At 71.5% G+C, this 8,281-nt stretch carries 7 protein-coding genes; 4 read left to right on the top strand and 3 right to left on the bottom strand.

Annotated features, from left to right (window positions below):
- Positions 1 to 119 precede the first annotated feature (119 nt).
- The 4 genes from MLV88_RS23635 (at position 120) to MLV88_RS23650 (ending at position 4,125) form a co-directional block, all read left to right on the top strand.
- Positions 120 to 788, top strand: coding sequence for a JAB domain-containing protein (locus tag MLV88_RS23635; RefSeq protein WP_243338793.1), 669 nt, complete (start codon positions 120 to 122; stop codon positions 786 to 788).
- 94 nt (positions 789 to 882) lie between these two features.
- Positions 883 to 2,175: a tyrosine-type recombinase/integrase gene (locus MLV88_RS23640; RefSeq protein WP_243338794.1), complete on the top strand. Its 1,293-nt coding sequence runs from the start codon at positions 883 to 885 to the stop codon at positions 2,173 to 2,175.
- Positions 2,153 to 3,103, top strand: coding sequence for a tyrosine-type recombinase/integrase (locus MLV88_RS23645; protein ID WP_243338797.1), 951 nt, complete (start codon positions 2,153 to 2,155; stop codon positions 3,101 to 3,103). Before MLV88_RS23640 ends, MLV88_RS23645 begins: the two co-directional genes overlap by 23 nt.
- Complete coding sequence (locus MLV88_RS23650) at positions 3,100 to 4,125, top strand: tyrosine-type recombinase/integrase (RefSeq protein ID WP_243338798.1); 1,026 nt, start codon at positions 3,100 to 3,102, stop codon at positions 4,123 to 4,125. Before MLV88_RS23645 ends, MLV88_RS23650 begins: the two co-directional genes overlap by 4 nt.
- A gap of 142 nt (positions 4,126 to 4,267) precedes the next feature.
- On the opposite strand, the gene MLV88_RS23655 is transcribed toward MLV88_RS23650, so the two are convergent.
- From MLV88_RS23655 to MLV88_RS23665, 3 genes are read right to left on the bottom strand one after another with little or no spacing between them, the layout of a single operon-like run.
- Entirely contained in the window at positions 4,268 to 6,769 is a 2,502-nt protein-coding gene (locus MLV88_RS23655) for a PEP/pyruvate-binding domain-containing protein (RefSeq protein ID WP_243338800.1), read from the bottom strand.
- Positions 6,766 to 7,464: a TetR/AcrR family transcriptional regulator gene (locus tag MLV88_RS23660; RefSeq protein WP_279324378.1), complete on the bottom strand. Its 699-nt coding sequence runs from the start codon at positions 7,462 to 7,464 to the stop codon at positions 6,766 to 6,768. The genes MLV88_RS23655 and MLV88_RS23660 overlap by 4 nt, the downstream gene beginning before the upstream one ends.
- A gap of 44 nt (positions 7,465 to 7,508) precedes the next feature.
- A complete protein-coding gene (locus MLV88_RS23665; RefSeq protein ID WP_243338810.1) occupies positions 7,509 to 8,141 on the bottom strand; it encodes a JAB domain-containing protein in 633 nt (210 codons plus the stop codon).
- Positions 8,142 to 8,281 lie beyond the last annotated feature (140 nt).

The raw sequence follows: 8,281 nt of genomic DNA on the forward strand, positions 1-8,281 counted from the left end.
AGCGGCGTTATGCGGACCTTCGCATTATGCGGAGCGCCCACCGGAACCCCGCGTCGGCGTGCGATTCGTGCGGTTCGGAGTCGGCATAATCGGGACGCTGCGGCGGTCGAGGTGCGGTCGTGAGCAAGCGATCCGCCGCGGCCTGCCACGAGCGTATGCAGCAGGTGGGACTGCGTGCGCTGTCCGACGCCGAGCTGATCGCCATCCTGCTCGGGCCTACCGCAGGTGTGAGCTCGATCCGGGATGCGGCCCAGCGGCTGCTCGACGCGTTGCCCCTGTCGCAGATCGCTTGGGCACCGCCGGAGGAGTTGCAGCAGCAGCCCGGCATCGGCCCGGCGAGGGCGGCGGCGATCGCGGCCGCATTCGAGCTCGGGCGGCGCGGGGGATGGTCGCCGCCGAAGCGCGGAGAGCGAATTCTCGATCCTGCGCGCGTCTTCGAGCTGATGAGGCCCCTCGCCCACGCCGAGCGGGAAGAGTTCCACACGGTGCTCCTGGACGTGCGCGGGCGGCTCATCAAGACGGCGAAGATCGCCGAGGGCTCTCTCACGCAGTGCCCAGTGTCTCCGCGGGACGCGCTGCGTGAGCCGGTCCGGATCGGCGCACACGGGGTGGTGTTCGTGCACAACCATCCGAGCAGCGGCGACCCGAGCCCGAGCGCGGACGACGCTGATCTCACCGATCGGCTGCGGGCCGCCGCGGACCTCGTGGGCGTGCTGGCCCGCGACCACGTCATCGTGGCCGCAAGCGGCTACTACAGCTTCGTCGAGGCGGGGCGCTGGCGGAGGTGACTTCGTTCGATAGCCGCACTGATAGCGTAACGTACGCCGTCACTGACGGGCATGGTGGTGGAGTCGCCATGGTGCCCGCGCTTTCCGCGGTGCAATGCTGCGCCGCATGTCACGAGCCGGCAGCTACTTCTCGCGCAGGCGCGGGCTCGCCGAGTTCATCTCGGCGGGCCCCCTCGCGCCGGTGCTTGAGGAGCTCACCCGGCATCTCGAGGAGAAGGGCTACTGCCCGAGCACGATCCAGGGCTACGTGCGAGCGGCGCGACACGTCACCTACAGCATCGAGCGCCGCCAGCTTGCGCGGCGGGACCGGACGCTGCCGGGCCTCCGGCGTTTCGCGCGCACGCACTGCGCGTCGTGCCACTGTCCCCATCGCGAGGCGGCGGCGAGCGCGAACTTCTACAGCTGCATGCCGCACCTGCTGCCGATCCTGATCCGGGCAGGGCTCGCGAGCGAGCCGAGACGCTTGCCGTTCGCGGATGAGCTCGCCGCCTACGACGAGTACATGGCGGAGGTGAAGGGGCTGAGCGCGGAGACGCGGGCCATTAACCGGCGCACCCTCGCGTCCGTGCTGCAGGCGTTGATGCCGAGGGGGCGGTTCGAACCGGCGCGGATGACCGGGGTCGCGCTGCAGAGCCATGTGTCCACTCTCGTGGCGACGCGGTCGCCGCACACGGTCCACCGGACGGTGGGAGCCGTCCGCGACTTCCTCCGTTTCCTCCAGACGCGTGGCGTCGACACGACGAAGGCGCTCGCGATGCTGAAGGGACCGAGAGTGGTCAGTGCCCTGTCATCGAGGAAGGCGCTGACCGTGCCGCAGATGCGCGCGCTCCTCGCCCCGTTGATGCGCCGCGAGCCCCTCGCGATGCGAGACCTCGCCATCGTCCTCCTGCTCGGACAAGTCGGCCTCCGGCGTGCCGATGTCGCGAAGCTGACGATCCACGACTTCGACGGAAGGACCGGGATCCTCAGGGTCCAGCGGAGCAAGTCGCGGCGTGCCTTCGAGCTACCGGTCCCCGACGAAGCGCGCGAGGCGATCCTCAGGTACGTCCGGCATGGGCGTCCGAACGTCGCGACGTCCGCGCTCTTCGTCACCCTCCGGTTTCCGTATGACGCGGGCATTACCACGTCTGGCGTGTCGGGGCTGGTGGCGAGGGCCTTCAGGAGGTCCGGCGTCGAGCACTCGTCGAACGGCGCGCACGTGCTGCGGCACACGCTCGCCACGCACCTCGTCGCGGCGAAACAGCCGCTCAAGGCGATCGCCGACGTGATGCGGCACCGGGCGATCGACACGACGGTTCGATACACGCGCGTGGACCTCGAACGGCTGCGCGCGGCGGTGTGCCCCTGGCCGGAGGAGCCGACCGATGTCCACCCCAGAACCACTTGAGGTCGCCGCGGAGAAGTACTTCACCCTGCGGCGGAAGCTCGGCTACGCGTTGCGCAGCGAGCGCGAGGAGGTGCTGCTCTTCGCAAGGGCAATGGACGCGAGGCGCAGGCGGAAGATCACGCTCCCCCTCGTCATCGACTGGGCGAGGTCCGCCCGCAACGGATCACCGAAGTACGCCGCCTGGCGCTACGAGGCCGTTCGCCGCTTCCTGGCGGTCGCCGCTTGCACCCGGCGCGACACGGTGGTTCCACCTCCGGGCTATCTCGGACGGCCGTTTGGGAGAAGACGGCCGTACATCTATGCCGGCGCGGAGATCACGGCTCTGCTCGCCGGCACGCGCGCGCTCACGCCGACGGCCGGCCTGCGGCCGTGGACCTACAGGACGCTCTTTGGGCTCCTCTACGCCACGGGGTTGCGCGTCGGAGAGGCGCTGGCGCTCGATCGGTCCGACGTCGACCGCAGTCGTGGGACTCTCATCGTGCGAAGAGACAAGGGGCAATCGTCGAGGGAGATCCCGCTTCACCCGTCGGTCATGGAGGCTCTGGGCCGCTACGAGGCCAGGCGAGATGCTCGTCATCCCGCCCCGCGCGCTGCGGCGTTCTTCCTGACCGAGACGCGTGGCACGCGGGTCCAGTATCAGTACGTCAACAAGGCGTTCTGCAAGATCCGACGCGCACTGGGGTGGAAGCAGTGCCCGCTCCCGACCGTGCACGACATGCGGCACTCCTTCGCCGTCCGGAAGTTCCTCGAGTGGATCAGGGCGGGGAAGGACGTCGACGTCGAGCTCCCGGCGCTCAGCGCGTACATGGGGCACAAGACGCCGGCGAGCACGTACTGGTACCTGTCCGCGGTCCCCGAGCTGCTGTACCTCGTCACCGGTCACACCGAGCGGTTTGCCGCGATGCAGGCGGCGAGGGGCGACGCGTGAGAGGCCCGGATGCCAGCACGCTCGGCAGGCTCCTGCAGCAGTACTTCGTCCAGCATCTCAAGGTCGAGCGGCGGGTCAGCGACAATACGATCGCGAGCTACGCCTCCACGTTCAGGCTGCTCATCGCCTTCTGCCTCCGGCGGCGGAAGCGCAGAGCGCTGTCGCTGGAGATCTCGGATCTCGACGCTCCCACGATCCTCACGTTCCTCCGCCATCTCGAGGCGGAGCGCGGCAGCGGCCCGCTGACGCGCAACGCGCGGCTCGCCGCGGTGAAGTCGTTCTTCCGGTACGTGGCGGTGCACGACGTGCAGGCGCTCCCCATCGCGCAGCGGGTCCTTGCCATCCCCACGAAGCGCTTCGACAAGAAGCTCGTCGGGTACCTGACGCAGGAGGAGATGAAGGCGGTCCTCGTCGCCACCGACCCATCCACCTGGAGCGGTCGCCGCGATCACGCGATGCTCATGACCGCGTACGACACGGCCGCGCGGGTCTCCGAGCTCGTCGGGATGCGCAGGGCCGACGCCGACCTCGCGCCGAAGCTCGGGATAGTGAAGATCCACGGTAAGGGGCGCAAGGAACGAGTGGTCGTCCTTTCCCCCCAGACGACTGCCGTCTTGCGGCGCTGGGATCGCGACCTCGGCGACGGCCCGGCGGTGCTCTTTCCCAACCGCGCCGGCGGCGCGATGACGCGCTCGGGTGCCCACGCGCGGCTGCGGGAGGCGGTGAAGCGCGCTGCGGCGACCTGTTCTTCGCTCGTGGGGCGAAAGGTGTCGCCGCACACGATCCGGCACACGACGGCGATGCACCTGCTCCAGTCCGGGATGAACCTGGCCGCGATCGCCCTGTTCCTGGGACACGAGGACGTGCAGACGACGCACGGCTACGTCGAGGCCGACGCGGAGCTGAAGCGGAGGACGCTCGCCGCCCTGCCTCGCCTCGGTCGAGGTCGCCGGACCAGCTCCAAGCAGAGGGACGAACTAATTGCGTTCCTCGAGTCGCTCCAGCGAGAGCACCGCCTTTGATGCATGGAGGCGCAGTACGCCGGAGCTGTTGGACGCCGGCCTGGTGAGAGCCCGCCGTCGGCACCGCGGTCGCGCCGTCGTCGACGGGCCAGCTCGCGCGGAAGACGCGGGGCGCTCCGCGCGCTGAAAGGCTCCCCGTCGCTCAAGACGGCGTGCACCGATCCGCTTCATCCTCCCGTCGCAGCACCTCGACGGTCCCGTGCGTTCCGTCCACCCGGAGCAGATCGCCATCGCGGACCCGCCGGGTTGCCCCGTCAACGTTTGACACGCAGGGTAAGCCATACTCGCGGGCGACCGTCGCGGCGTGGCTCGTAACGCCACCGAGCTCGACGACGACGCCGGCGGCCCGGGCGAAGATGGGCGTCCAGCCCGGGTCCGTTGTAGTCGCCACCAGGATGCCCCCGGTCCGCATTTTCGCCTCGTCGGCGGGCGTGCGCAGCACGCAGGCGGGTCCGAGCACCTCGCCTGGGCTGACCGCGGTGCCTCGCAGCACCGCGTCCGAGCCGGGCGGCGGTGCCCCGCGGCGCGGAAACGACGCGACGTCCTCGCTGCGAAACGAGGCCGGCACGTCGATGCGGCGCCACGCCGCAACGCGGGCGCGCTCGCGGGCGATCACGCCGCGGGCGTCGAAGCCGGGATCGCGGACCGCACGCTGGAGCTCCGCCCACTCGAGGTGCGCCACGTCGGCCGCGGCGTCGATCTGACCGCGGCCGACCAACCTTCGACCGAGCTCGAGGCCGATGCTCCGCCCCAAGTATGTGTGGAGGCTCATCGCAGAACGCAGCTCCTCACGCACCAGCATGAGCCGGGCGAGACGGCGCGCCGGGCCGCGCACGCGCAACCGGACCAGGACCCCGTGGGCCCCGGTGACCTCTCGCCACGCCGCGGCTGCGTCGGCGCGGCGGCGCGCCCGCCGCGCCTCGCGCGGCTCCGGGTCCGCGGCCGCGTCGACAAGGGGCTTAAGTGCGAAAGCGAGGAGGCGGAGGTCATCCGCGTAGCGCGGCTGTGCGACGTCCGACTCGTACGGCCCGCGGTGGCCGTACCGCTCGAGCCATGACTCGGCTCGCCCGAAGAGCGCGGCGGGGAGGCGGCTCCGCCAGTGGTCCCGTCGCGCGTGCTCCTCTCCGATATCCGCGAGGAACCCCCTGGCGCCCTGCCACCCCCGGAGGGCATGCGCCAGCTCGACGAGATCCTCGAGCTGCTCCGTGCTCACCGACACCAGCTCGGGATCAAGGACCCGCGCCAGGAGCGCCGCCGGGGCGGGGTGGGCCCGGAGCGCCATCGCCCCCGCCGACATGGCTTGCTGGAAGGCGAACGCAACCCGCATCACCACGAGGAGTGCCTCATCGACTTCGCCTTGCCACTGCCGCGCGAGCTCGATGAGCTCGTTGTCACCCAGCGTCTCGAGCGGAGCCGCGGTCCGCTCGCGGTAGCGGGTGCGCAATGAGCCGATGTGCGCGCGGGCGCAGCCCTCGGCCCCGCTGGCGAAGCGCGCGATTCGGAGCACGATCCCCAGGTGGCGGACGAGCTTCCGCGTGTCGGGCGGGACGTAGGCGTTCGAGCCGGTCCCCGTGCCGCCCGTCATCACCTGACCCCACGAGCGCGGGATACCGATCGCGTCGCTCGCGCCGAAGAACACCCGCTCGTTGAAGACGAGTCGGCCGGCCACGCAGGCAGCGAGGGGTAGCGCGGCGGGCAGGGGGAGGCCGATGCGCCGGTAGACGTCGTGCATGAGCCGGTCCAGCACCGCGACGCCGAACGTGCGCGCGGTCGGGCTCGCGATCTCGGGGAACGTGTCGCTCACATTCGTGCGGGTCCACGTCTCGCCGGGCGGCAGCGCCGCGTCCTCGAGCGGGCGCGTCTGCGGCCGAGCCTGCAGGAAGGCGACGCGTCCACCGCTGGCGGCCCACTCCACGTCGAGCGCCACGCCACGATACTGCTCGAGCACCGCGACGCCCGCCGCGATCTCGATCGCGAGGGCGGCAGGGAGCTCCGCGCGCGCGCCGCGCAGCGGCACCCGGACCATGCCGTGCGCGTCGGCGCGCAGCGCTTCCGGCTGGCGCCGTGGCCAGCGGCGCTCGATCCGCCACGACGTTCCGTCACCCACCAGCTCGATGGCCTCCGGCGTCGCGTCTCCGTTCACCGCCACCTCTCCGAGCCCCTCGACGGCCTCGACGAGGACTCCGCCCTCTCGGCCGAACGCCACCCCGGACCACTCCGGCTCCAGCATCTGCTGGACGACCACTGCGCAGGGACCGCCGGGAGGCACGAGGCCGCGCTCGCGCCGGTACGACCGCGCCCGGTCCGAGAGCGGGGAAGCCGCAACCGCCGCGACCGCGTTGCGCAGCCCCGCCACCGGCACCGACAGGAGCGTGTCGTGGATCCCCGCGAAGCTGTGGATCCCGCCGTCCTCGTCGGACGCGGAGCTGCGCACCGCCACCCGCTCTATCCCGCGCTGCTCGAGCGCGTCTACGAGGGCGCGCAGCGCGCCCTCCCCGGCGCCGGGGAGGGCGCACCAGGCGGGCGGAACGGTGAGACCCGCGCGCAGGATGTGGCGAAGGCCGTGGGCCTTTCCGCCCGCGGCCGCGGGCAGCTCGGTCCGTGCGTCGATGGGCAGCACCGTGGGTTCCAGGGTCTCGATCACGACGGCTTCCCCCTCCTCGCGGCCCCGCTGGTGGCGCGGAGGCCCGCCGCGGCGAACGCGACGAACTCCTCGGCGACCATCGCGGGGTCGAAGCTCACGTCGGAGTCGACCCGCCGCCGGGCGGAGTCGAGCAGGCGCTCCCACCCGCGCGCGAGGAAAGCCGGGCCGCCCACCGCGAGCATGAAGCGCAAGAACACCTGCTTCCGCGATAGGCCGGTGGGGAGTCGCCTCAGCACCGCGGCCGCGAGCCGGTTCATCACTCCGCGGACCGCGTCGTCGCCCACGGTGCGGATCTCGGGGCTGGGCGCGGACTGGAGCTGCGCGATGAGCCGGCTCAGCGTGGGCCGTTCCGCGGTCCACCGCGCCGCCGGAACAAAGTAAGCGCGGAGCACGTCCTCGAGCGTCGCCTCCGCGCCTCTCGCATCCGTCTCCTCGACGGCGCGGGACAGCTCGGCCATGAGGGGCGCCACCCGGACCCGAAGCAGCTCGGCGATGAGCCCTTCACGGCTCCCGAAGTGGTAGTGGGCCAGAGCGACGTTCACGCCGGCAGCGGCAAGGACAGAGCGGACCGAGACCGTCTCGATGCCTCGCTCGGCGAAAAGCCGCTCCGCCGCGTCGAGGATCCGCGTGCGCGTCTCGTCCCCGACGGGCGCGGGAGCCGGACGTGCGCGCGGGCGCCGGTGCGGCGTGCTCATACCGGGCAGCAGAATTGATCACTCGATTAATTCGGTCAAGCTCCTTACCTGCGCCACCGCCCCGCCTCGACGAACGAGTAGTAGCCACTCGCTCCGACGATGACATGGTCGCGGGCGAGCACGCCCACAACGTCTGCGGCGGTGCGCAGCCGTTCGGTTAGGTCGGCGTCGTCTGCGCTTGGGCTTGGGTCCCCGCTGCTCGGGTGGTTGTGGACGAAGACGATTCCGTGCGCGCCGAGCCGCACCGGCTCGCGTAGCGCGTCCCGCGGCGACACAGGGCACTGTGTGAGCGAGCCCTCGGCGACCTTCACGGTCTTGATGAGGCGCCCCCGGACGTCGAGCAGGATCGTGTGGAACTCCTCGCGCTCCGCGTGAGCGAGGGGCCGCATCAGCTCGTAGACCCGCCTCGGATCGAGGACCCGCTCGCCGCGCTTCGGCGGCGCCCACGCTCCCCGGCGGCCCAGCTCGAAGGCAGCGGCGATCGCTGCGGCGCGCGCCGGCCCGATGCCTGGGTGCTGGCGGAGCTCATCCGCCGACGCCCAGGCGAGCTGCGACAGCGGCAGTGCATCGAGGAGCCGCTGGGCTGCGTCGTGCGTCGGGTTCGTGCCTGCCGTCGGCCCGAGCAGGATCGTGAGCAGCTCCACGTCGGCGAGGGCGCGGACGCCCAGTTGCTCCATCCGCTCGCAGGCTAGGGCAGGTCGCCGGCTCACGACGCCACCTCGGCGGCGGCCTGATTATGGGGACGAACCGCCGCCGGGATCTCACGCCTGCGCGCGATCGCGGAGGCCGCTGCGCATAACGCCGGAGTCCGCATAAC

It is taken from the genome of Anaeromyxobacter soli, assembly GCF_022808855.1.
GTDB classification, from domain to species: Bacteria; Myxococcota; Myxococcia; order Myxococcales; family Anaeromyxobacteraceae; genus Anaeromyxobacter; species Anaeromyxobacter soli.